Raw genomic sequence first — 23,922 nt, 5'->3', positions numbered from 1 at the left:
CAGCGCCCTTTTCTGGCGAAAAGGGATCTGACCCCGGGGGTTCACGGCAGCTGCGTGCGTACCCGGGCGAAGCGGCGCAGGTCGTGCAGCACGCCACGCTTGTAGACGGCGCAGCGCTCCACGCCCTCCTCCTGGAAGCCGTTCTTTTCCAGCACCCGCGCCGAGCCGAGGTTGAAGTCCACCACCGTGGCCTGCAGCCTGAACAGGCGCAGCTGGTCCATCACCCACGGTGCGAACAGGCCGACCACACGGGTCATCACGCCCTTGCCCCAATGCGCCTGGCCCAGCCAGTAGCCCAGTTCGGCGGTGTGCCCCCGCTCGGCCACGCCCTGCTGGGCGCCGACGCTGCCGCAGGCCTGGCCGTCGATCTCGATGGCCAGGTTCAGGGTACCGGGGGCCAATACGCGGCCCTCAAGGAAGGCCTCGCCATCGGCGCGCGTGTACGGGTACGGGAAGCGGTCGCGCAGGCCGCGAGACACCTCGGCGTCGTTGGCGTGGCGCAGCAGGGATTCCAGGTCTTCATTGCGCCAGGGACGCAGTCGGAAACCTTCACCCTGGAGTGGCGGGGTCAGAGCCCTTTCCGTTCCGGAAAGGGATCCGACCCCTGGCCCGACCCCGCCGGCGCGCCGGTCAGGCATGGCCGCCCACCGACGGCGACGCTGCTTCCTGCGTCTCCAGCTCGCGCTTCACCGCTTCCGGCGAACGGGTGTACGGGGCCAGCCGCGCGTAGAACGCCGGCACCACGAACAGCGACAGGAACGTCGAGAGGGTCACGCCGAAGATGATCACGATGCCGATCGTGCCACGGCTGGCCGAACCGGGGCCACCGGCCACCACCAGCGGGATGGCGCCGACCACGGTGGCGATCGAGGTCATCAGGATCGGGCGCAGGCGCACCATCGCCGATTCGATGATCGCCTCGCGTACCGTGCGCCCGTCGTCACGCAGCTGGTTGGCGAATTCGACGATGAGGATGCCGTTCTTCGCAGCCAGGCCGACCAGCATGACGATGCCGATCTGGCTGAACAGGTTCACCGTGCCGCCACTCACCCACAACCCGACCAGCGCGCCGAGCACGCCCAGCGGCACCGTCAGCATGATGGTCAGCGGATGGATGAAGCTCTCGAACTGCGCGGCCAGCACCAGGTAGACCACCAGCAGGGCCATGGCGAAGGTGAGCAGCACAGCGCCGCCGGCGCTCTGGTACTCACGCGATTCGCCCTTCCAGTTCACCTGCGCGTACTGCGGCAGTTCTTCCTGGGCCACGTTCTGTGCCCAGGCAATGGCCTCGCCCAGCGGATAGCCCGGCGCCAGGCCGGCACTGATGGTGATCGAGCGCAGGCGGTTGAAGCGGTTCAGCGTGCCGGCCTCGGCCACTTCACTCAGCGTGACCAGGTTGGACAGCGGCACCAGCTCACCGGAGGTGGCGCGCACGCGGATCGCGGCCAGGTCGGCCGGGCTGGCACGGCCATCGCGGCCGGCCTGCACCAGCACGTCGTACTCCTCGCCGTTGTCGACGAAGGTGGTGACGCGACGCGAGCCCATCATGGTTTCCAGCGCCGAACCGATCGCGGTCACCGGCACCCCAAGGTCGGCCGCACGCTGGCGATCGATGTTCACCCGCATCTGCGGCCGGGTTTCCTTGTAGTCCGAGTCCGGGCCGACCAGCCCGGGGTTGTCGGCCATGCGCAGCAGGATGCGATCGCGCCACTGCGCGATCTCGGCATATTCCGGGCCACCCAGCACGATCTGGAACGGCTGCCCGCCGCTGCGCACCAGGCCACCGCCGACCTGCGTACGCACGCGCACGCCGCGGATGGTGTCCAGTTCCTTCTGCAGTTCGTTGGCCACGTCCGGCGTGGCCTCGCTACGCTGGCGCCACGGCTGCAGGAAGATGCTGACGCGGCCGGTGTGCATCTCTTCGCTGGCCCCGAAGCCGCCGGGCACGCGCGGATTGGCGCGCACGATCGGCTTGTCCGGGCCCACATGCGGCGCCAGCAACGCTTCCACCTGCTGCACCTGCTGCACGGTGTAGTCGTAGCCGGCGCCTTCCGGGCCGTCGATCATGATCTGGAACGAGCCGCGGTCCTCGGCCGGCGCCAGTTCCGACGGCAGCAGCTTCAGCAGGCCCCAGCTGGCAGCCAGCGCGGCGACCATCACCAACAGGTAGATCCAGGTGCGGTCGACATGGTGATCGAGCACCCGCCCATAGGCGCCGGCAAGGCGTTCCAGGTTGCGGTTGATGAAGCCGTGCAGCCCGCGTGGTGCCTGCCCGGTGTGCAGCTTGAGCAGCTTGGAGGCCATCATCGGCGTCAGCGTCAGTGCAACGAACGCGGACAACGCCACCGCCGCCGCCAGTGCCACCGCCAGCTCGCGGAACAGGCGCCCGGTGTTGCCTTCCAGGAAGCCGACCGGCAGGAACACCGCCACCAGCACCGCGGTGGTGGCGATCACCGCGAAGGCGACCTGCGCGGTGCCGCGCTTGGAGGCCACCAGCGGTGGCTCGCCCAGGTCGATGCGGCGCTGCACGTTCTCCACCACCACGATCGCATCGTCCACCACCAGGCCGATGCACAGCACCAGTGCCAGCAGGGTCAGCAGATTGATCGAGAAGTCGAACGCGTACAGCGCGATGAACGCCGCGACCAGGCACACCGGCACCGTCACCGCCGGGATCAACGCGGCGCGGAAACTGCCGAGGAACAGCCAGATCACCGCCAGCACCAGGATCATCGCTTCCACCAGCGTGGCGTAGACGCGGTCCACGGCCGCTTCGATGAAGGTGGTGTTGTCGAAGGCGACGAAGATCTGCGTGCCCTTGGGCAGGGTCAGCGCCACCCGCTCGGCTTCAGCGCGCGCGGTGCGCGCCACGTCCAGCGCGTTGGCGGTGGAGGTCTTGACGATGCCCAGGCCGATGCCCGGCTCGCCGTTGCTGCGGTAGTACGCGCGGCGCTCGGCCGAGGCCAGCTCGATCTTCGCCACGTCGCCCATGCGCACCACGTAGCCGTCGCGGCCCTTGCCCAGCGGGATGGTCGCGAAGTCCTCGGGCTTGATGTAGTTGCGCTCCACGCGCAGGGTGAAATCGCGGTCGGTCGACTCGATGCGGCCGGCCGGCAGCTCCACGTTCTCGTTGCGCAGCGCGGTTTCCACGTCACCGGTGGTCAGGCCGCGTGCGGCCAGCTGGTCGCGGTCCAGCCAGATGCGCATCGCATAGCGCTGGCGGCCGCCGATGCGGACCTGGGCCACGCCATCCAGGCTGGAGAAGCGATCGACCACGTAGCGGTCGGCGTAATCGCTCAGTTCCAGCGTGTCCATGGTCGAAGAGACCATGTTGAACCAGATGATCGGGTCGGCATCGCTCTCGACCTTGGCGATTTCCGGCGGCCTCGCTTCTTCCGGCATGCGGTCGGCCACGCGGCTGACCGCGTCGCGCACATCGTTGGCCGCCGCTTCGATATCGCGGTTGGAGGTGAACTCGATGCTGACCTGCGAGCGGCCGTTGGTGCTGCGTGCGTTGATCGTATCGATGCCCTCGATGCCAGCCAGCGCATCTTCCAGCACCTGGGTGATGCGGCTTTCAATGACCGCCGCCGAGGCGCCGGTGTAGTCCACCGAGACCGAGACGATCGGCGGGTCGATGGCCGGCAGTTCGCGCAGGGTCAGGCGGGTGAAGGACATCACGCCCAGCACCAGCAGCAGCAGGCTCATCACCACGGCGAACACCGGGCGCTGGATGGAAATGTCGGACAGCTTCATCCGCCGTGGCCCTCGGCCGCGACCGGCGCCGGCGCATCAGCCGGCTCGCCGCCATGGGCTGGCGCGACGTCCTTGGCCGCGACCTTCAGACCCGGGCGCAGCTTGCCGGTGCCGTCGACCACGATGCGCTGGCCGGCCTCCAGGCCCTGCTTGATCTCGACGACGCCCGCACGGCGCGCGCCAGTGACCACATCCACGCGCTCGACGCTGTTGTCGCTCCTGATGCGGTACACGAAGGTATCGCGGCCGACCTGCACCACCGCAATTTCCGGAACCACCAATGCCGGGCGCTCGGGGCGGAACAGGCGCACGTCCAGCAGCATGCCCGGGCGCAGCGCATGGTCGCCGTTGGCGAAATCGGCACGCACGGTCACCGCGCGGGTAGCCGGATCGATGCGCGCATCGATGGTGCTGACCTCGCCCTCGAAGGTGCGGCCCGGCCATGCCACGCTGGTGGCGCTGACCTTGTCACCGACGCCGAGCGCGGCCAGTTCCACTTCCGGCACTTGGAAATCAACGTGCATGTGCTCGATGTCATCGAGCGTGGCGATCACCGTGGTCGGCGTCAGCAGCGTGCCCGGGCTGACCTGGCGGATGCCGAGCACGCCGGCGAACGGCGCACGCACGCGACGGTCGGCGATGTCCGACTGCATCTGCGCCACGCGCGCTTCGGCGGCATCGCGGATCGATTTCTGGGTATCCAGCGTAGCGCTGGACACCAGCCGCTGGGTGGCCAGCTCGCGCTGGCGCCTGTACAGCTGGTCGGCCTCGTGGAAGGTGGCCTGCGCCTGCACCAGTGCGGCCTCCTGGGCCTGGCCGCGCAGGGTGACGATCGGCGCACCGGCCGCCACGTGCTGGCCGCTTTCAAAATGCACCTTCTCGACGATTTCGCTGACCTTGGCGGTGACGCTGATCGATTCACGCGCCCTGGCCGTGCCCAGTGCCTGCAGGGTGTCGTTCCACTGCCGGGACTGCACGACCTGTGCCGTGACCGGCACCGCTTCGCCCTGCCGACGTGCGGCGGCCTCCTGTTTGCCTGCGCACCCGGCCACCAGGGCTAGGCTGAGGCCAAGGGCCAGGGTCGAAGCGATACGAGCCAACATGAACGGTCCAGATTGATCCACGGCCGCCGAGTGTAGGCAAGGGCCTGCGAAAGCGGTATGTGCCAAGCGTTTACCGGCGTGGAACCGCAGCTGCGATAGCGCCTTGAACCCGTTCCATGCAAGGCTGCCCGCTGCGATGTCGGCGTGTGTCGAGGTGTATCCCGCGCCCCATCGAGGCGGCGGCCGTCGTAGAGTCGAACCAGCCCGACGGAGGGCGTCGGGTGGGGACGGATCCTGGCGGGGATCCGGCCCCTTTTTTTTGCCGCTTACGCACCGCTGGCGGCGGGCCATGCCCGGAGCATCAGTACCGGTAGTTCAGCTTCATCCACAGGCTGCGCCCCGGCTCATTGATGCGTACCGGGTCGGCGGGGAAGCCGAAGTCGGCACTGCCGGCCAGGTTCAGGTGTTCGCTGTAGGCGCGGTCGAACAGGTTGTCGATGCCTGCACTGAGCTGCAGTTGCGAGCTGAAACGATAGGCTGCATTGAGCGCGAAGGTGGCGAAACCCGCGCTCGGTCCAAGGTCCTGCGCGACGACGTTGCCTTGGCCAACTGCGACACGATGCTGGTGGGTCACCGCACGCAGCAGCGCACCGGCGCTCCAGCGCTGGCCCTCCCAGTTCGCACTCAGGCGTGCTTCCAGCGGCGGCATCTGCGGCAGCGGACGCTGCTGATCGCGGTTCTCGCCCCACGCATAGGCCAGCGTGCCGCCCAGTGTCCACTGCTGGGCCAGGCTCACTTCCAGGCCAGCCTCGGCACCGGCGATACGCGCGTCGACATTGCTGGCCTGGCTCATGCCCATCATGCCGCTGCCGTGGTAGGTGAACAGGATGTAGTCCTGGATCTGCCCGGCGTAGGCCGAGACCCAGGCCTGCACGCGTGGTCCCTTGTACTGCAGGCCGACGTCGAGCTGGGTGGTCCGCTCGGGCTGGATGCCGGCAAACGCGTTCACCGCACCGGCCGGGCCGTGGTCGGGCGAGAACAGCTCCCAGTAGTCGGGCATGCGTTCACTGTGGCCGAGCCCGGCATACGCGGTCAGGCCATCGGCCAGGTCCTGCTCGTAGCGCAGGAAGCCACTGCCAAGCCATGCCTTGCGACGCTCGCCCGCGGTCGGATTGGGCATGTTCCCCATCATTCCGCGGATCGATTGCCGCGCGTCGCGCACGCTGGCACGGTCGACGCGCAGGCCGCTGATCCAGCGCTGGCCGGTACCGGCGCCGAGCGTCAACTCGGTGAATGCGCCATAGCGGCGAAAACTGGCATCGGTCTCCCACGCGGCCTGGCGGTAGGTGCCGCGGCCCATGCCCATGCGACCACGGTGCCGGCTGTCTTCGCCATCCACGCCGGCGACCAGCTGCACGTCCTGCCAGCGCCACTCGGAACTGACGCGGCCGCCCTGGGTGCGTCGATCCACGTTCGACGCCATCGGCATCGGCATCATGCTGTGCGGATTCGGGGTGCGCAGCGTGTAGTTGTCCATCACGTGGTCGGCCTCGTTGTAGTACACGTTGGCCTGCACCGTGTCCCACGCCCCCGGCAGGTTGCGCTTCTCGAAGCGCGCGGCGTAGCTGGTGCGTTCGAATGAGGCACCGTCCATGCCGCGCCCGGCGTACCGCGCGATGGCGTCGCCGGCACCGGCAGAGATTTCCAGCAGCGTGTCGGCATCCGGCGTCCAGCCGATGGCCACGTCACCATTCCACTTGCGCCACTTCGACGGCACCACCTCACCGTGGCCGTCCGTGTAGTCATCGGCTTCGGATCGGTTGCCGCTGGCGCGCACATAGCCGGTCGGGTTGCCCAGGGTCAGGTTCAGCACCTGGTCGTTGCGGTTGCGCGAACCGACCAGCGCACTGGCATCGGCGCGCAGGCCGGGCTCCTCGAAGCGCGGCGTATCGCGCTCGAAACGCACGGTGCCCGCCGACGCACCCGCGCCCCAGCGCACGCTCTGCGGGCCCTTGATGACGGTGAGCCGGTCGAAGCTCTCCGGCGCGATGTAGGACAGCGGATTGTCCATCCGCGATGGGCAGGCACCGATCAGGTTGCCATCATTGCTGAGGATGTTCAGGCGCGAACCGAACATGCCGCGCAGCACCGGGTCACCGTTGGTGCCACCGTTGCGGATGGCGGAGAAGCCCGGAACGGTCTTCAGGTAATCGGCGCCGTCGCTGGCGGGCACCGGTTGCCGTGGCAGGCGCGGGTCGGTCACCCAGTGCAACGGCGAGGACGGTGCGGCGGCGGTGACCACCAGCGTGTCGAGGGTGCGCGCCTCTTCGGCGGGCGCAGCATGAGCCAGCGTTGCAGCCACGGCCAGGCCAAGGGCAACCGGCAGGCGCGCGCAGGCGCCCGCAGGGTGGGAAGTCATTTTCATCGGAACAGCTCCAAGGTACGCACGCGCGCACGGCGCCCGGTCAGGCGTCGTGCGGCAGATTCATGGGACATCAGCGGACGATGGCGCGGCGCGGTGGTCCACGCGCGGCGTGTGCCGGCCAGCGCAGCGCCGGCAGCACCTGTTGCGTCCACGCGAACGTCAGCCGTGGCCGCCACAGCAGCGGCAAGAGCAGCACCAGCACCGCCAGCCAGGGCAGCAGGCGCATGGCCAGCACGCAGTATTCGCAGGCGTCGCCGTGCATGGCGTGGGGATCGGCCGGTGGGGTCGGATCCTTCTGCCCATGCAGAGGGCTCTGACCCAATCCGGCGCCGTCGTGATGCATGTGCGCGTGGTCCATGCCCGCCATCGCTGCGTGGCCCACCGATGGCGCCTGCAGCGCGCGGCTGACCAGCGGCGCAAGCACCATCAGCAGCGTCGCCAGGACGGCGAGCTGGAGCAGGAGACGCTGCGGGCGGGACAGGCGGGTCACCGCGCTAGTGTAGAGGCGGGTCCAGGGTTGCCCGTGCGACGAACCGTCGCAGGACGGGGTTTATCGGCAGGACTGCGCCCTGCACCTGCTGCGAGCTGGAGCAACAGCAACAGCAACAGCCGAAGCAAAAGCGGGCTCCCTGTGGGATGGCGGGGCGGGTCCGGTTGCGGGAGACGCCGTAAACCCGTCCTTGGGGGCTTGGCCGCGGCATCCATGCCGCGGACACTCCCGCAACCGGACCCACCCCGCCTTCGACAGATCTCTGCGATCTGCAGTAGATCCACGCCATGCGTGGATGAGTCTCCATCGGAATCGAATATTTCGAATTGGAATCGAAATGCGTCCACGCATGGCGTGGATCTACCGTGTCGACCAAGGTCGACACCTACCAACAGCCACCGGAACCTGTCAGAGGTGGGGCGGTGTGGGCAGGCAGGACCGTTGGCGCCATGGATGGCGCCATCGAGCCCCCATGGGTGAGGGCGCTTTGCTTGCGAAGCACTGCTTCGCAAGCGCCCGAACGCGCAGCCGCCGGCGGCTGGGCCGGACCGCGGAGCGGGGTTTACGGCGTGTCCTGCCTGCCCACACCGCCCCGCCATCCCACGGAATACACGCTTCTGCTGTTGCTGTTGCTGTTGCCTGCCAGCGGCCGGCACTACCGCAGGTGCAGGGCTGCAAGCCCTGCTCGACCCACCTCACACCGTGATGGTCTGGGTCAGCGACTCCCAGGTCGGTGGCAGCGGCCACGCGGCCGCCTGGTTGCCGTCCAGCACCCTGCGCAGGTCGCGCGGATCGATCTGCGGGGCCAGCACGTGCACCAGCTCCAACGCGTAATCACGCAGCACGCGGTCGCGTGGCAGCACTGCCCAGGCGATGCACTCGGCAATCGGCGCCGGCGCCGGCCAGGCCTTCAGGTCTTCATCGTTGGAACTGACCGCCATCTCGGCCAGCAGGCCCACGCCCAGGCCCGTACGCACGTAGGTCTTGATCAGGTCGGCATCGAGCGCGGTCAGTGCCAGGTCGGGCACCAGCCCATGGGCGGCGAAGGCGCGTTGCAGCGAGGAATTCGGGCGGGTCGAGGACTCGTAGCTGATCAACGGCTGCCGCGCCAGCGCGGCCAGGTCCGGTGCGCGACCGGCGCGGTCCAGCGGGTGGCCCTTGGGCACCACCACCAGCCGCCGCCAGCGGAACAAGGGAACCGCGATGCCATCGGTCGGTTCGCCGCCAGCGGTGCTGATGATCGCGATATCGGCATCCCCCTGGTTCAAGCGGTCCAGCGCGTCGGCTTCACCGGCCTGCTGCAGGTGCACGCTGACCTGCGGGTAGGCCTGCTTGATCGCCGCCACCGCCGGTGGCAGCACGAAGCGCGCCTGGGTGTGGGTGGTGGTCAGGATCAGCTGGCCCTGGCTCTCGCGGCGCTGGTTGGCGGCGTAGGTGCGGATGTTGTTGGCCTCGGCCAGCACCGCGCGGGCACGGGCGATCACCTCGGTGCCGGCCGGGGTGACCGACTCCAGGCTGCGGCCCTTGCGCACGAACAACAGGAACCCGAGCTCATCCTCCAGCTGCTTGAGCTGCTTGGACAGGCCAGGCTGGGTGGCGTGCACGCGCGAAGCGGCCAGCGTGATGTTCAGCTCGGCGTCGGCGATGGCAACCAGGTAGCGCAGCTGGGTCAGCGTCATGGGAGGCAGGCGGCGTGGGGCGGAGGTCCACTCTAGGGTCAATTGCCGTCACCAGCTTATAACCAAAGGTTGTTTAAGAAAGGTATCTGGTCATTTCCGGGCGTCATATGCCGGCGCTACGGTCAGCCGGCAGCCGCTGGCCTGAACAGCCAGCCCTCCCCTTCGCCCGCCGAAGCCCGGCGTGGCCCCCGTTTCCGGAGCGCTTCCATGGCCCTGTACGACTCCATCCTCGATACCGTCGGCAACACCCCCATCGTCAAGCTGCAGCGCCTGGCACCGCCGCAGGTCAGCGTCTACGTCAAGGTTGAATCGTTCAATCCGGGCGGCTCGGTCAAGGACCGCCTGGCGCTGGCGATCATCCTCGACGCCGAAGCACGTGGCCTGCTCAAGCCGGGCGACACGATCGTGGAGGCCACCTCGGGCAACACCGGCGTGGCGCTGGCGATGGTCGCCGCCGCGCGCGGCTATAAGTTCGTGGCCACCATGGTCGAGACGTTCTCGGTGGAGCGCCGCAAGCTGATGCGCGCGTACGGTGCCAAGGTCATCCTGACCCCGGCCGCCGAACGCGGCAGCGGCATGGTGCGCAAGGCGCGCGAGCTTGCCGAGCAGCACGGCTGGTTCCTGGCCAGCCAGTTCGCCAACCCGGCCAACCCGGCCTATCACCGCAACACCACCGCTGCGGAAATCCTGCGCGACTTCGCCGGCAAGCGGCTGGACTACTTCGTCAGCGGCTGGGGCACCGGCGGTACGCTCACCGGCGTAGGCGAGGTCCTGAAGGTGGCGCGCCCGCAGACCCGCATCATCGCCACCGAGCCGGCCGGCGCTGCCCTGCTCAAGGGCGATGACTGGAAACCGCACAAGATCCAGGGCTGGACCCCGGACTTCGTGCCGGACGTGCTCAATCGCGATGTGGTGGATGAACTGCTGTCGGTCGAAGATGACCGCGCGATCGCCACCGCGCGCCGCCTGGCTGCCGAGGAAGGCATCTTCGTCGGCATTTCTGCCGGTGCCACTGTGGCCAGCGCACTGGACGTGGCGGCCCGCGCAGAACCGGGCGCGGTGATCCTGGCGATGCTGCCGGATACCGGTGAACGCTACTTCTCAACGCCGCTGTTCGCCGATGTCAACGAAGGCTCCGACGACGACTGGCTGGCCGGCCTGCCGTGACACCCGGGGTCGGATCCCTTTTCCGAAGGGAAAGGGCTCCGACCCCGTTCTGCTTCAGCCTGCGTGAAGGCGTCGCCCGCCATCGTGCGTGAAGGCCGTCGGATCGCAGCGCGTGAGACGGTCATGACGCAGCATCGATGCCCTGTCCCCTACCGTGGGAACAGCCGGCGCAGCTGCTGCGCGGATCACCTCACAGGCAGGAGACGGACGCATGAAGATCGAGGTTTGGCAGGGTGACATCACGACCCTGGCGGTGGATGCGATCGTCAACGCGGCCAACGAAACACTGCTCGGTGGCGGCGGTGTCGACGGCGCGATCCATCGCGCGGCCGGCCCAGCCTTGCTGGCCGAGTGCGCGCAGTTGCCGGAGTTGCGCCCGGGCGTGCGTTGCCCGACGGGCGAAGTGCGCGCCACCAGTGCCCATGCGCTGCCGGCGCGCCATGTACTGCACACGGTCGGCCCGGTCTGGCATGACGGCCAGCGCGACGAACCGGCGTTGCTTGCCAACTGCTACTGGAAGTCGCTGCAGCTGGCCGAGTCGCTGGGCGTGCAGTCGATCGCGTTCCCGGCGATCAGCTGCGGTGTCTATGGCTATCCGCTGTACCAGGCGGCGCAGATCGCAGTGACCGAAACACTGGCCTGGCAGCGCAGCCACGCGCAACCGATGCGGATCGTGCTGGTGGCGTTCAACACCGCCACCGCCAAGGCCTACCAGCAGGCGCTGAACGCCGCCGGGCAAGGCGCGGACAGCGAACCGCGCGGGTCGATGCTGCCGCCCTTGGGCGATGCGGGCTTTGCCGCCGCGCACTGACCGCCGGTACGCAACGCATGAAAAAAAGGCCGGGCAATGCCCGGCCTTTTCCTTTGCAGCGTTGCGCTGATCCACGCGGAGCACGGATCACCGTCAACGGCTGGCGGCTTCCACGGCTGTAGCATCATCGGCGCTGGCCGCAGCATCGGCCGCTGCACGCGCCGCCGAAGCCGCAGCTCCATCCGCGCTGGCCCCCTCCACCTGCACGCGCACTTCCACCAGGCCCGCGCCATTGCTCAGGCTGGACACATCCACGGTGTAGTGACCGGCCGGCAGGGTTTCTTCCAGCCGCGCATTGGTATCGTTGCCGCCGTCATCGTCGGTCAGCTCGACGTCGCCGCCAACGACGCGCAGCACGGTATCGACCTGGCTGGAGATCGCATCCAGGCGGACATCGGCCGGGCGGTCCAGGGACAGCAGGAAGCGGCGGCGGCCATCGTTGTCGAGCATCGTGTACACGCTGCCCGACTTCGGCAGCGCCGTGCCATCACGTTCAACCAGGTTGCCCGGCAGCTCGATGCGCTTGGCAGACAGCTTGAACATGCCGCTGACGCCGCTGCCAAGGCCACGTGCCGTCAGGGTGTACTTGCCCGGCTTCAAAGACAGGCTCAGGCGCGAGTTGATGCCGTCACCATCATCGTTCTCGGCATCCACGTCCGGCCCTTCCAGCTTCAGCACCGGATCGAACGCATCCGACTCCAGGCGGATGTCGTACAGGCCGGCCTTGTCCACCTGCAGGGTGTATTCCTGGGCTTCGCCGGCCAGCATGTCGACGATTTCGCCAGCGCCGGCGATCGGCTTGCCGTCGTACGGCACCAGCTTCTCGGCACGCAGACGGTACGGACCGTAATCGGTCGAGCCGTTGGCGTTGACCGCCACCTGGTAGGTGCCGGCACCGTTGGCACGGAACGCCAGCGAGACGTCGTCCGCGCGCTCGTAACCGGTGGCACTGCTGGCCACCAGGCTGCCGTTGCTGAATACCGCGATCGAGCCACTCAGCGAACCGGTCAGCTTCAGTCCAACCAGCTGCCGGTCTTCCAGCTTGATCTGGTAAAGCTGGTGGTGGCTGCCATCGTTGTAGTTGATGCCGCTGCGCGAGGTGATCTCGCCGGACACTGGTTTGTCGAAATCGAGGGACGCGGCCTTGCCCGCATCCGCGCCGCCGCCGATGCGGTTGCAACCGCCGGCGACGAGGGCCGTGGCAACGGCCAGAGTCATTGCTGCCAGACGCATGTTGTTTCTCCTTGGCCTTCCATGTGGTTCCCGCGTACCGGCCGGGCACACGGGGGCGGAAAAGATACCCGCAAAAGCAAACGCCGGCGCGATGCCGGCGTTGCCCTGTTCATCCAGCGATCGGGCGGATCAACCGTTCCACTTGCCCAGCGCGGCCAGGCCATTATCCTTGGCGCGCTCGTACACGGTCTTCTGGGCGGCGGCGTAGTTGCCCTTCATGTCCTTGGCCCACAGCTTCAGCGCGGCCTGCTGCATGGCGCGGCCGTAGGAGAAGCTCAGCGGCCACGGCAGGTTGCCCAGCTGGTTCATCGCGTTCAGGTGTTCGGTGGACTGCTCGTCGGTCTGGCCGCCGGACAGGAACACCACGCCCGGCAGGATCGCCGGCACGGTGCTCTTCAGGCACATCACGGTCGACTCGGCCACTTCCTCGACATCGGCCTGCTCTTCGCAGTCCTTGCCCGAGATGACCATCGATGCCTTCAGGATGGTGCCTTCCAGCAGCACGTTCTGCTGGTACAGGGCGTCGAACAGCGAACGCAGGGTGGCTTCGGTCACTTCGTAGCAGGTTTCGATGTCATGGTCGCCATCCATGATCACTTCCGGCTCGACCATCGGCACCAGGCCGCATTCCTGGCACAGGGCCGCATAACGGGCCAGCGCATGGGCGTTGGACTCGATGCAGGTACCCGACGGGATGCTCTCGCCGATGTTGATCACCGCACGCCACTTGGCAAAGCGCGCGCCCAGCTTGTAGTACTCCTGCAGGCGCTCGCGCAGGCCGTCCAGGCCTTCGGTCACCAGCTCGCCCGGGCAGCCGGCCAGCGGGTGCGCACCCTTGTCCACCTTGATGCCCGGAATCATGCCGTGGTCGGCCATGTACTTGGCGAACGGCACGCCGTCCTTGGTCGACTGGCGGATGGTTTCGTCGTACAGGATGGCGCCGGAAATGTGCTCGTTGAGCTTCGGCGTGGTCAGCAGCAGCTCGCGGTAGGCGCGACGGTTCTCCTCGGTGTTCTCGATACCGACGCCGGCGAAACGCTTGGCGATGGTAGCGGTGGATTCGTCGATCGCGATGATGCCCTTGCCCGGGGCGACCATGGCCTGGGCGGTTTCAGCCAGCTGTTCGATGCTCATGTATTTCCTGTGGCGGGTGCGGGAAAAACGTAAGTATAGCCCTGCTGCCCGTTGCCTCGCCGTGGAGGACAGGATGGAAACGCTTCCACGTCTACGCAGGACAATGGATGTCCTGCGGCATGGGGTCAGAGCCCCTTCGGGATCTGACCCCTGACCAGTGCGGGGTCAGATCCCCGCAGGGGCTCTGACCCCGGATCGGCAGCGCCGACCCGACCGTCAGGGCTTACAGGTCGCCCAGGCCGATGGCGCGGCCGTCCTCGCCCACTTCCAGCAGGCGCAGGGTATTGGTGGCACCGTGGGTTTCCATGTGCTCGCCGCTGGTGAACACGACGCGGTCACCGGCCTGCAGCAGTTCCGATTCGACCAGCAGGCGGATGCTGCCGCGCGCCGCTTCGCGCGGGGTCAGGCCGCGGCTGTCGAAGTTGATCGGGAACACATCGCGCATCAGCGCCATCTGGCGACGCGCACCATCGTGGCGGGTCACCGCGAACACCGGCGCCTTGGCGCGGAAACGCGACAGGTAACGCGCGGTGCCGCCGGATTCGGTCATCGCCACGATCGCGCGCACGCCCACGTGCTGCGACAGGAACATGGTGGCCATGGCGATGGCCTGGTCGGCACGTTCCAGGTTGCGCGGCGAGGCATTGAAGTCGGTCTCGGTCTGGAACTGGCGCTCGGCCCCCAGGCAGATGCGCGCCATCGCTTCCACGGCCTTCACCGGATAGGCACCCGCGGCGGTTTCGGCCGACAGCATCACCGCGTCGGTACCGTCGATGACCGAGTTGGCCACGTCCAGCACTTCGGCGCGGGTCGGGATCGGGCTTTCCACCATCGACTGCAGCATCTGCGTGGCGGTGATCACCACCTTGTTCTGCGCCAGCGAGGCCTTGATGATCTTCTTCTGCAGGCCCGGCAGCTCGGCATCGCCGATTTCCACACCGAGGTCGCCACGGGCGACCATCACCACATCGCTGGCCTCGACGATTTCTTCCAGGTTCTCGATCGCCTCGGTGCGCTCGATCTTCGACACCAGCGCCGCGTCACAGCCGTGCGAGCGCGCGATGTCGCGTGCGTCGTTCATGTCCTGTGCGTTGCGGCAGAACGACACGGCGATGAAGTCGACGCCGATCTTGGCGACGATGCCGATCAGTTCCTTGTCGCGCTCGGTCAGCGCACCCAGCGAAAGGCCGCCGCCCTGCTTGTTCAGTCCCTTGCGGTCGGACAGCACGCCGTCGTTGAGCACGGTGTTGACGATGCGGTCGCCCTGCACTTCCACCACCTGCAGCTGCATCAGGCCGTCGTCGAGCAGCAGGACGTCACCCGGGCCCACGTCCTGCGGCAGGCCGAGGTAGCTGACGCCCACCTGGCTGGCATTGCCGGGCCCGGCATTTTCGCTGGCGATCAGGTCGAAGCGGTCACCCGCCTTCAGCTGCACCTTGCCTTCGGCGAAGCGCTCGATGCGGATCTTCGGGCCCGGCAGGTCGGCCAGGATGCCCACTTCAACGCCCACCCGGGCCGACGCGGCGCGCACTTCGGCGGCGCGCTTGGCCTGGCCGGACGGATCGCCATGGCTGAAATTGAGGCGCACCACGTTGACGCCGGCGCGGAACAGATCCTCCAGCACGCCCGGCGGGTCAGTGGCCGGACCGAGGGTGGCAAGGATCTTGGTGCGACGCTGACGCTCGAACATGGTGGATGGGCCTCTCCCGTTAAAGAACGGAAATTAGCACATCCTTCACGCCGCATGTATACGGTTACAGCCTTGTGCCGCCTGACTCCGCGGGTCATCGAACGGACATCATGCGGACATACGGTGGCGCAGGGCGTGCTGTGGCGCCGAGCCCATGCCCGGCCGGGCATGCGCCGGAGCAGCCGGGCCTCGGCTCGGCGCTACAGGAAGCTAGGCCAGCAGCGTTTCCAGCTGCGCCGGTTCGCGTGCCAGCTGGCCAGCGCCGGCCGCAGTGAGTTCCGCCTCACCGCCAAAGCCCCACAGCACACCCACGCTGCGCAGGCCATGGTGACGCGCGCCTTCGATGTCCATGCGGCGGTCGCCGATCATCCAGCACTGTGCGGGCTGCACCTGCAACCGGCGCAGAGCTTCCCCGACCAGCTCCGGCTTGTGGCTGCGCGAGCCATCCAGGGTCGAACCGATGATCTCCTCGAACAGCCCGCCAAACGGCAGGTGCTCAAGGATGCGACGCGCATGCGGCTCGTTCTTGGCGGTGACCACCGCCAGGCGGTGGCCACGGCCATGCAGCGTGCGCAGCGTGTCTTCCACCTGCGGGTACACCGTGTGTTCGCGCCAGCCTTCGACGTCGAACCGCTCGCGGTAGTAGCCCACCGCCTGTTCCACCCGCGCCGGTTCGATGAACAGCGGCGTGAAGGTGGTGCGCAGCGACGGACCGATCCAGCCCAGCAGGGTTTCCTGCGGCGGCACCGGATGGTCCATCTTCTGCAGCGCATAGGCGATGCAGGCGGTGATGCCGACCTGCGAATCGATCAGCGTGCCGTCGAGGTCGAAGAACAGCACATCCCTGTTGCGGTCGGCACTCATGCGCCGCGCGCGTCGAGGGCGGCGACCGCCGGCAGGGTCTTGCCTTCCAGGAATTCCAGGAATGCGCCACCGCCGGTGGAGATGTAGCTGACCTGCCCGGCGATATCGAACTTGTCGACTGCGGCCAGGGTGTCGCCGCCGCCGGCGATCGAGAACGCCTTCGAGCCGGCGATGGCGCGGGCCAGCGCTTCGGTGCCCTTGCTGAAGGCGTCGAATTCGAACACACCGACCGGACCGTTCCAGACCACGGTGCCGGCCTTGTCGATCAGCTGCGCGTACTGCGCGGCAGTCTGCGGGCCGATGTCGAGGATCAGGTCGTCTTCGGCGACGGCGTCGACCGCCTTCACTTCGGCAACGGCATCCGGCATGAACTGCTTGGCGGTGACCACGTCGACCGGCAGCGGGATGTCGGCGCCACGCGCCTTGGCGTCGGCCACGATCTTCTTCGCGGTGTCCAGCAGGTCCGGCTCGTACAGCGACTTGCCGACGTTGTAGCCCGCCGCAGCAATGAAGGTGTTGGCAATGCCACCACCGACGATCAGCTGGTCGACCTTGCCGACCAGGTTGGCCAGCAGCTCCAGCTTGGTGCTGACCTTGCTGCCCGCGACGATGGCCAGCAGCGGCTTGGCCGGTGCGTCCAGCGCCTGCGCCAGCGCGTCCAGCTCGGCCATCAGCAGCGGGCCGCCGGCAGCGACCGGGGCGAAGCGGATGACACCGTGGGTGGACGCCTGCGCGCGGTGCGCGGTGCCGAAGGCATCCATCACGAACACATCGCACAGGGCGGCATACTTCTTCGAAAGGGCTTCATCGTCCTTGCCCTCGCCGACGTTCATGCGGCAGTTTTCCAGCAGCACCAGCTGGCCCGGCTGCACGTCGACACCGTCGACCCAGTCACGCACCAGCGGAACCTCCCGGCCAAGCAGCGCGGACAGCCGCTGCGCGACCGGCGCCAGCGAGTCGGCCTCGCTCCACACGCCTTCCTTCGGGCGCCCCAGGTGCGAGGTGACCATCACCGCCGCGCCCTGCTCCAGCGCGCGCTTGAGCGTCGGCAGCGAAGCGGTGATGCGCTGTTCGGAGGTGATGCGGCCATTCTCGATCGGCACGTTCAGATCCTGGCGGATCAGCACGCGCTTGCCGGAGAGGTCGAGGTCGGTCATGCGGACGATGGACATGGGCAACTCTTTGGCTCGGGGACGGGATGCCGGAGTACGGCAGACGGGCATTGTATCGGCTGCGGGTGGTGGCAGGGCCGATGCCTGCGGCAGGCAGAAGCGCAGAGCGACAGCGACAGCGACAGCAAAGCGCTGGCGCTTCGTGTTGCCGTGGATGGGCCGGGGTGGTGTGGGCTGGCAGGGGACGCCGTAAACCCACCCCGCCCGGCCAAGCGCGGCTGTTGCTTTACACGCCCCCCACCCACAAGGGGCTGCGCCGTCGCCGGACCCTACGCCGAAGGCGTCGGCTTCTGCCGAAGCAGGCTGAGCGCCAGGCCACCCACCACCACCACGCCCAGGCCCAGCAACGCCCACAGCAACCACGACTTCCAGTCGCGTTGCGGCTTCAGCGCCGCATCACCCGCCAGCGGCTCCGGACTGCCTTCCAGTCGCGCCAGGGTCGGCTGCCACGATGGATCGTTGCGCTGCCGCAGTTCCTCGATCAGCACGCCGATCGGTGCGTCGGTGCGGCGCGCCGTCGCGCTGCCCACCGCCAGCGCGTAAGGCGCCGCGCCCTGGCTCAGGAACACCAGCACTTCCGGCTGGTAGCCCAGCCGCAGTGTCGGGGCGGTGGCAGTTTCCGCCGGATTCGCCACGAGCTTCCAGTAGCGGTCGCGGTGCACCCCGCCCAGCGGCTGTGCCGCCGACTGCTGGCGCTGGCCCTGCGTGCCCTGCTGCACCTGGTAGGCGATCCACGGCGCGCTGCGGCGCTGCCACTCGGCACCCTCGTCATCGCGACTGAACAGCGTCCACTGCACCAGGCTGTTATCGGTGCTGGCCACATCGGCACGTGCCACCGGGAACCGGCCATCCATCTCGAAGGTGTACTCGCCCTTGCCGTTCGTGGTCGGCTCCAGCGACAGCCATTCCCACGGCAGCGTCGCCGGCGCTGGCGGCAGCTCCGCCAGCACGCCGCGCAGGGTCGGCAGCTGCGAATCACCCTGCGCCAGAACACGCAGATAGCGCGCGGTCCCATCCACCTGCAGGCGGCGCTGCAGCAGGCGCTTGCCGGCGCGCTGCAGGTCCACCAGCGGCACGTCGCGGCCGATCGGCCGCCAGTGCTGCAGATCGTCGCTGGCATCCACCTGCACCTGCGCCTGCAACGGCTGGCCGCTGTCGGCCCAGTCCAGCACCAGCGCCGCCAGCGGCTGCTGGTCGAGCATGCTGGCGTCAATCAGCCAGCCGCCCTGCCCCTTCGCTGCCGCCGCGCCCCCCACCCGCGCTTCGACCCGGCGCACGCGGCCATCGGTATCGCGCTCGGTCAGCAGCTGCAGGTCATTGCGCTGGGCATCGGCCAGCGGCGGCAACGCGAACCACGGCAGCTCGCGCTGCACCGGCGGCTGCGCCAGCGGCTGGTCCGGCGCCAGCAGTGCCGACGGCAGTAACTGGCTGGCCGCGTTGAACACCTGCAGGTCGCTGAGGTCGGCGCTCACGGCGCGGCGGTAGATCGCCGGCTCCAGCACGATGCGGTAGGCACCGGACTGCGCGCTAGACAATGTGAGCGGCCATTGCTCGGCATACTGCGTGCGGTAATCAGCCGCCTGCACCACGACGGCGGCCAGCATGCCGAACATCGCCGGCAGCAGCGCCCTGCTCCACTTCCTCATTGTTTTTCCTCCACGGACGGCGCGGCACTGGGCGGCGCCGGTGCCAGATAACCCACGACCGTGCACAGCAGACCATAGGCAATGAACGATGCAATACCCAGCAGGTTGCCCAGGTGCTGGCGATCGACAAGGACCAGCTTGGCCAGTACCACGCCCATCAGCACCGCACCGACCATCCACAACACGCGCTGGCCACGCCGCGAGCCCCACACCCACGCGATCACGCCGAGCACGCTCCACAGCACGGTCAGGCTGGTCTGGGCCAGGCTGAAGCGCATCATCGACGCGCTCCACGCCAGCCCACCCCACTGGTGCACGCCATGCAGCACCAGGCTGGTCAGCGCGACGAAGGCCGCCAGTGCCAGCAGCGGCAGGCGCATCTTCAGCAGCCCCTGCGGTGCCTGGCCGCCGTACAGCCAGCGCGCCAGCAGCAACAGGCTCAGCCACTGGCCGATCTCGGCCGGATTCAGCACCGGCAGCCACAGCAGCGGTGCGGCGTCGCCCGGCAGCAGCTGGCCGAACAACCAACCGACCGACAGCAGGCCGAACAGCACGCATTGCAGGGGCACACGCACGCGGTCGAATGCCTCGCCCAGCGGCCAGCGCAGCGCGTTCCAGCGCCACAGCGACAGCGCCGCCATCAGCAGCCACGGCATGGTCACCAGCAGGGTCGTCCAGCCCTGTGCCAGATCGGCTTCGCCGCCGCCCCACAGGGCCAGCAGCGAAAGCAGCGACGGCCACAGCAGCCACCACAGGAACTGCGCGATGCGGGCCACGGCATCGCCGCCCTGGCGCAGGCACAGCAGGGTGCGCACGCCCAGCACCGCGAACACCGCCCAGGCCAGCGCGCCATAGCCGGCGAACGGCTGGTGGTGTGCATCGCTCTGCATCAGGGCCAGCGGGAAGCCCAGCGCGAGCATGGCCAGCGCCGTCACGCCCAGCGCACGCGCCGGTTGTCGACGCTGCACTTCGGCCGCCAGCCAGGCAGTGACCGCAGCCAGCACCAGCAACGCGTCCACTTCAGTACGGTACGGGAAGAAGCGGGTGATCTCATGGGCCAGGCCGCCCAGCCACCACAGCAGGCCCCACAGGTAGTACACCAGTGCGACCTCATGACGCGGCCGGCGCTGGTAGCTCCACGCCGACGCAAAGCCGGCCAGGGCCAGCAACAGCGCGCCGATGGCGGTCGGGTTGATCAGGAAGCGCAGGTCCTCATGCCAATGGTCGCCGCCGGCAACGAAAGCGAACGCGGCGCCGATCTGCAACAGGGCGCCGGACACCTGCGGCAGCCAGCGCTTCTGGCGCAGCCCCAGCCAGGCCAGACCGGCACCTTCCAACGCGAACACCGCGCCGGTGGCGCGCGCCGACAATGCCAGCGGTACCGCCAGCGTGGCGAAACCCACCGCAAGCACGGCATGCGACTGCGCCAGCACGGTATAGGAGGCGCGTGCGATCAGCGCCCGGGCCAATACCGCGTAGATCGCGGCCAGGCCCAGCGCGCACAGTGCCAGGGTCATCGGTTGCGCGTGCAGCATGCCCGCCTGCAGCGAGAACGCGACCAGCGGCGTGCCGAACACCAGGCTGCCATCGACCAGGTCACGCCGGCCGGCTGGCTGGCGGCGGGCGTACAGCAGCGGAATCAGCAGGTAGAACACGAAGAACAGCAGCAGGAACGGCTCAGTGCTGCTGAACTTGTCCGGTACGTACTGCAGCACGCCCCAGAAGGTGCCGATACCGAAGGTGAAGGCGAAGCCCAGCAGGTTCAGTGCGCGCCATGGGCGGAACCACGCAATGGCGAAGATGCCCGCGTTGAGCACGGCGTAGTAGCTGAACAGCCCCACGTGGTTGCCACTGCCGGTGGACAGCCACAGCGGTGCCATGAAGCCGGCCAGGATGCCCAGTACGGCCAGCGTGCGCGAGTTCTGCACCACCGCCAGCACGCACAGCCCGGCTACCAGTGCGATCGAACTGGCAAAGGCAAAGGCCGGCGGAATCAGGTCGAAGCGCTTGAAGGCCGCAAAGATGGTCAGCAGCAGCACGCCGATGGCACCGCCCTGCAGCGCCAGCGCAAACAGGCGCCGGCGTTCGCGCTGGTGCCAGCCGAATGCCAGCAGGCCCAGCGCAGCCACGGTGATGCCGGCCAGGCGCAGTTCGATCGGCAGCACCAGCCAGCCCTGGTCGCTGACGTACTTCAGCAGCGCCGCGACACCGGCCAGCAGCACCAGCATGCCGATCTTGACCGGCACGTTGCCTTCGGTGAACCAGCGCTTGACCGCACCGATGCCGCGCTCGATGACGTTGGGCAGGGCCGGTTCGGAAGGCAATGGCGGCTGCACCGGCACCGGCGGCACCGGCGGTGGTGCAGCCGGGCGTGGTGCAGGTGCGTCGGCGGGTGCTGCTTCGCGCACCGGGGGCCGAGGGAGTTGCGACGCCGCAGCGGCGACCGGCCGCAGGAACGGGGGGTCGGCACTGGCGGTGGGCGTGGCCACAGGCCGTTCAGGCGCGGCGGCGGGCGTGGCGGTGGCAGGCCCCGCGGCCAGCGCGCCTTCCAGGGCGGCAACGCGGCGGCGCAGGCCGGCAATCATCACCAGTGCCACCACCAGCAGCAGCGGGATGGCCAGAAGAACCAGTACGACCAGGGCTATCAGTGCTTCCATTGCGTGCTTCCAATGCGATCCCGCGCCCCAGCGGCGGCGGTCGACGGCTCCATGCTACGACAGGGCGGCCCCCCTGAACGACGAACCCCGGCCAGGCCGGGGTCCGTCTGCGATCTGCGCCAGCCTTACTTGGCGGCGATGACCTTGGCCATCTCCAGGCACTTGTTGGAGTAGCCCCACTCGTTGTCGTACCAGGTCACCAGCTTGACGAAGGTGCCGTCCAGGGCGATGCCGGCATCGGCGTCGAACACCGAGGTGCAGGTTTCACCGCGGAAATCGGTAGCCACGACCTTGTCTTCGGTGTAGCCCAGGATGCCCTTCAGCGGGCCTTCGCTCTGTGCCTTCACTTCGGCGCAGATCTCGGCGTAGGTGGCTTCCTTTTCCAGCTCGACGGTCAGGTCGACCACCGACACGTCCGAGGTCGGCACGCGGAAGCTCATGCCGGTCAGCTTCTTGTTCAGTTCCGGGATGACCACGCCGACGGCCTTGGCCGCACCGGTGGACGAGGGAATGATGTTCTCCAGGATGCCACGGCCGCCGCGCCAGTCCTTGTTGGACGGGCCGTCAACGGTCTTCTGGGTGGCAGTGGCCGCATGCACGGTGGTCATCAGGCCGCGCTTGATGCCCCACTTGTCGTTGATCACCTTGGCCAGCGGGGCCAGGCAGTTGGTGGTGCACGACGCGTTGGAGATGATCGCCTGGCCGGCGTAGGTCTTGTCGTTCACGCCGAACACGAACATCGGCGTGTCGTCCTTCGACGGGGCGGACATGATGACCTTCTTGGCGCCGGCATCGATGTGCTTCTGCGCGGTTTCCTTGGTCAGGAACAGGCCGGTGGCTTCCAGCACCACGTCGGCGCCGACTTCATCCCACTTCAGGTTGGCCGGGTCGCGTTCCTGGGTCAGGCGGATCTTCTTGCCGTTGACCAGCAGGTCGTTGCCCTGCACCGCCACGTCGGCCTTGAAGCGGCCGTGCACGGAGTCGTACTTGAGCATGTACGCCAGGTAGTCCGGCTCCAGCAGATCGTTGATGGCCACGATTTCGATGTCGTCGCCGAAGTTCAGCACCGCCGAGCGCAGGACGTTACGCCCGATGCGACCGAAACCGTTGATACCAACCTTGATTGCCATTTCTCAAGCTCCTGCGGCCGCGACAGGTGCGGCGGGATGGATAGGGCCCACAAGTCTAGCAAACCGCCGCTGGCCACCGTGGGCCAGCCGGGACCGCCGGCCGGCCCACGGACAGGATTTGATCCGGATCAAAGCGTTAGCGCGGCGTGAGGCCGAGACTGTCGCCATCCACCCAGCAACGAGAACACCCCCATGCGCAAGACCTCCCCCCTGATCGTGGCCAGCCTGGCCGCCGCCCTGTCCCTCGCCGCCGCCCCGGCCATGGCCCAGTCAAAGGGCGACTGGACCGTTTCGGCCGGCGTGCACCAGGTGGCACCGAAGTCGAACAACGGCTGGCTGGCCGGCGGCACCCTGAAGGTCGACGTCGACAACGACGTGAAGCCGACCATCACCGGCGAGTACTTCATCGCTGACAACCTGGGCATCGAAGTGCTGGCCGCACTGCCGTTCAAGCACGACATCAACATCAACGGCCTGGGCCGCGTCGGCAGCACCAAGCAGCTGCCGCCGGTGGTGACCCTGCAGTACCACTTCAACAGCAAGGGCAAGGTGTCGCCGTTCATCGGTGCGGGCGTGAACTACACCACCTTCTTCAGCGAAGACACCACTGGCGCGCTGGCCGGCAGCAAGCTGAAGCTGCAGGATTCGTGGGGCCTGGCGGCACACGCCGGCGTGGACTTCGCGATCGGCGAGAAGGGTGCCCTGCGCGTGGACATGCGCTGGATCGACATCGACAGCAAGGTGAAGTTGAACGGCGAGAAGATCGGCACGGTCAACATCGATCCGCTGGTCTACGGCGCGTCGTACGTCTTCAAGTTCTAAGCGGAGTGTTGAACGCGGGGGCTTCGCCCCCGCTCCCCCGCCACACGCAAAACCCTCGCAGCATGTTGCCTCGGTGATTGCCGGGGCTTTTTTGTTCCTGGGACGGAAGCATTTCCGGTGCTGGGGCGAGGCGGGGAGCGCCGCCCCTTCCGCTGCGCTCCCACTTCGGAACAGGAACGCGCCGCTCTTCAATCCACCTACCC

General features: G+C 68.0%; 17 protein-coding genes. 3 read left to right on the top strand and 14 right to left on the bottom strand.

Annotation, left to right across the window (positions count from 1 at the left end):
* Nucleotides 1-41 precede the first annotated feature (41 nt).
* The 6 genes from AC5P9I_RS03780 to AC5P9I_RS03755 form a co-directional block, all read right to left on the bottom strand.
* Entirely contained in the window at nt 42-638 is a 597-nt protein-coding gene (locus tag AC5P9I_RS03780; protein ID WP_064239087.1) for a GNAT family N-acetyltransferase, read from the bottom strand.
* Nucleotides 631-3,756: an efflux RND transporter permease subunit gene (locus AC5P9I_RS03775; RefSeq protein WP_187756801.1), complete on the bottom strand. Its 3,126-nt coding sequence runs from the start codon at nt 3,754-3,756 to the stop codon at nt 631-633. Before AC5P9I_RS03775 ends, AC5P9I_RS03780 begins: the two co-directional genes overlap by 8 nt.
* Nucleotides 3,753-4,859, bottom strand: coding sequence for an efflux RND transporter periplasmic adaptor subunit (locus AC5P9I_RS03770; RefSeq protein WP_064239089.1), 1,107 nt, complete (start codon nt 4,857-4,859; stop codon nt 3,753-3,755). Before AC5P9I_RS03770 ends, AC5P9I_RS03775 begins: the two co-directional genes overlap by 4 nt.
* A gap of 301 nt (nt 4,860-5,160) precedes the next feature.
* Nucleotides 5,161-7,224, bottom strand: coding sequence for a TonB-dependent copper receptor (locus AC5P9I_RS03765; RefSeq protein WP_187756802.1), 2,064 nt, complete (start codon nt 7,222-7,224; stop codon nt 5,161-5,163).
* Nucleotides 7,225-7,294: 70 nt separating this feature from the next.
* Nucleotides 7,295-7,714, bottom strand: coding sequence for a DUF2946 domain-containing protein (locus AC5P9I_RS03760; protein ID WP_049465995.1), 420 nt, complete (start codon nt 7,712-7,714; stop codon nt 7,295-7,297).
* 695 nt (nt 7,715-8,409) lie between these two features.
* Complete coding sequence (locus tag AC5P9I_RS03755; RefSeq protein WP_049465578.1) at nt 8,410-9,393, bottom strand: LysR family transcriptional regulator; 984 nt, start codon at nt 9,391-9,393, stop codon at nt 8,410-8,412.
* Between the two features lie 207 nt (nt 9,394-9,600).
* On the opposite strand from AC5P9I_RS03755, the gene cysK reads away from it, so the two are divergent.
* Together cysK and AC5P9I_RS03745 are read left to right on the top strand one after the other, a co-directional pair.
* The gene (gene cysK, locus AC5P9I_RS03750; protein ID WP_049465581.1) at nt 9,601-10,560 is read left to right on the top strand and encodes a cysteine synthase A; all 960 of its coding nucleotides are present in this window, start codon (nt 9,601-9,603) and stop codon (nt 10,558-10,560) included.
* A 211-nt stretch (nt 10,561-10,771) separates the two neighbouring features.
* Nucleotides 10,772-11,371 (top strand): O-acetyl-ADP-ribose deacetylase, encoded by a 600-nt coding sequence (locus AC5P9I_RS03745; RefSeq protein ID WP_049465584.1) that lies wholly within the window; start codon nt 10,772-10,774, stop codon nt 11,369-11,371.
* 93 nt (nt 11,372-11,464) lie between these two features.
* On the opposite strand, the gene AC5P9I_RS03740 is transcribed toward AC5P9I_RS03745, so the two are convergent.
* The 8 genes from AC5P9I_RS03740 to gap form a co-directional block, all read right to left on the bottom strand.
* A complete protein-coding gene (locus AC5P9I_RS03740) occupies nt 11,465-12,604 on the bottom strand; it encodes an ABC transporter substrate-binding protein (protein WP_187756803.1) in 1,140 nt (379 codons plus the stop codon).
* Nucleotides 12,605-12,733: 129 nt separating this feature from the next.
* Entirely contained in the window at nt 12,734-13,738 is a 1,005-nt protein-coding gene (locus AC5P9I_RS03735; RefSeq protein ID WP_049465590.1) for a class I fructose-bisphosphate aldolase, read from the bottom strand.
* Between the two features lie 223 nt (nt 13,739-13,961).
* Complete coding sequence (gene pyk / locus AC5P9I_RS03730; RefSeq protein WP_049465592.1) at nt 13,962-15,428, bottom strand: pyruvate kinase; 1,467 nt, start codon at nt 15,426-15,428, stop codon at nt 13,962-13,964.
* Nucleotides 15,429-15,638: 210 nt separating this feature from the next.
* Nucleotides 15,639-16,292, bottom strand: a complete 654-nt coding sequence (locus AC5P9I_RS03725) for an HAD-IA family hydrolase (RefSeq protein WP_049465596.1) — start codon at nt 16,290-16,292, stop codon at nt 15,639-15,641.
* On the bottom strand, nt 16,289-17,464 hold the full coding sequence (locus AC5P9I_RS03720) for a phosphoglycerate kinase (protein WP_049465599.1): 1,176 nt from the start codon (nt 17,462-17,464) through the stop codon (nt 16,289-16,291). The genes AC5P9I_RS03725 and AC5P9I_RS03720 overlap by 4 nt, the downstream gene beginning before the upstream one ends.
* A 269-nt stretch (nt 17,465-17,733) precedes the next feature.
* Nucleotides 17,734-19,110, bottom strand: a complete 1,377-nt coding sequence (locus AC5P9I_RS03715; protein WP_088476316.1) for a DUF3999 domain-containing protein — start codon at nt 19,108-19,110, stop codon at nt 17,734-17,736.
* A complete protein-coding gene (locus AC5P9I_RS03710; protein WP_088476315.1) occupies nt 19,107-21,767 on the bottom strand; it encodes a DUF2339 domain-containing protein in 2,661 nt (886 codons plus the stop codon). Before AC5P9I_RS03710 ends, AC5P9I_RS03715 begins: the two co-directional genes overlap by 4 nt.
* Before the next feature lie 125 nt (nt 21,768-21,892).
* Nucleotides 21,893-22,897, bottom strand: coding sequence for a type I glyceraldehyde-3-phosphate dehydrogenase (gene gap, locus AC5P9I_RS03705; protein WP_049465610.1), 1,005 nt, complete (start codon nt 22,895-22,897; stop codon nt 21,893-21,895).
* Nucleotides 22,898-23,089: 192 nt separating this feature from the next.
* Between gap and AC5P9I_RS03700 the strand changes: the two genes are divergently transcribed.
* Nucleotides 23,090-23,719, top strand: a complete 630-nt coding sequence (locus tag AC5P9I_RS03700) for an OmpW/AlkL family protein (protein ID WP_049465611.1) — start codon at nt 23,090-23,092, stop codon at nt 23,717-23,719.
* Nucleotides 23,720-23,922 lie beyond the last annotated feature (203 nt).

Source organism: Stenotrophomonas sp. YJH_SMC_29 (genome assembly GCF_059371235.1).
Note: the sequence above shows the minus strand (reverse complement) of the source record. Positions and strands in the feature narration are given on the sequence as shown.

Coding starts and splice junctions, on each gene's coding strand:
- AC5P9I_RS03780 (WP_064239087.1), bottom strand. CDS start 638: ATGCCTGACCGGCGCGCCGGCGGGGTCGGGCCAGGGGTCGGATCCCTT.
- AC5P9I_RS03775 (WP_187756801.1), bottom strand. CDS start 3,756: ATGAAGCTGTCCGACATTTCCATCCAGCGCCCGGTGTTCGCCGTGGTG.
- AC5P9I_RS03770 (WP_064239089.1), bottom strand. CDS start 4,859: ATGTTGGCTCGTATCGCTTCGACCCTGGCCCTTGGCCTCAGCCTAGCC.
- AC5P9I_RS03765 (WP_187756802.1), bottom strand. CDS start 7,224: ATGAAAATGACTTCCCACCCTGCGGGCGCCTGCGCGCGCCTGCCGGTT.
- AC5P9I_RS03755 (WP_049465578.1), bottom strand. CDS start 9,393: ATGACGCTGACCCAGCTGCGCTACCTGGTTGCCATCGCCGACGCCGAG.
- cysK (WP_049465581.1), top strand. CDS start 9,601: ATGGCCCTGTACGACTCCATCCTCGATACCGTCGGCAACACCCCCATC.
- AC5P9I_RS03745 (WP_049465584.1), top strand. CDS start 10,772: ATGAAGATCGAGGTTTGGCAGGGTGACATCACGACCCTGGCGGTGGAT.
- AC5P9I_RS03740 (WP_187756803.1), bottom strand. CDS start 12,604: ATGCGTCTGGCAGCAATGACTCTGGCCGTTGCCACGGCCCTCGTCGCC.
- AC5P9I_RS03735 (WP_049465590.1), bottom strand. CDS start 13,738: ATGAGCATCGAACAGCTGGCTGAAACCGCCCAGGCCATGGTCGCCCCG.
- pyk (WP_049465592.1), bottom strand. CDS start 15,428: ATGTTCGAGCGTCAGCGTCGCACCAAGATCCTTGCCACCCTCGGTCCG.
- AC5P9I_RS03725 (WP_049465596.1), bottom strand. CDS start 16,292: ATGAGTGCCGACCGCAACAGGGATGTGCTGTTCTTCGACCTCGACGGC.
- AC5P9I_RS03720 (WP_049465599.1), bottom strand. CDS start 17,464: ATGTCCATCGTCCGCATGACCGACCTCGACCTCTCCGGCAAGCGCGTG.
- AC5P9I_RS03715 (WP_088476316.1), bottom strand. CDS start 19,110: ATGAGGAAGTGGAGCAGGGCGCTGCTGCCGGCGATGTTCGGCATGCTG.
- AC5P9I_RS03710 (WP_088476315.1), bottom strand. CDS start 21,767: ATGGAAGCACTGATAGCCCTGGTCGTACTGGTTCTTCTGGCCATCCCG.
- gap (WP_049465610.1), bottom strand. CDS start 22,897: ATGGCAATCAAGGTTGGTATCAACGGTTTCGGTCGCATCGGGCGTAAC.
- AC5P9I_RS03700 (WP_049465611.1), top strand. CDS start 23,090: ATGCGCAAGACCTCCCCCCTGATCGTGGCCAGCCTGGCCGCCGCCCTG.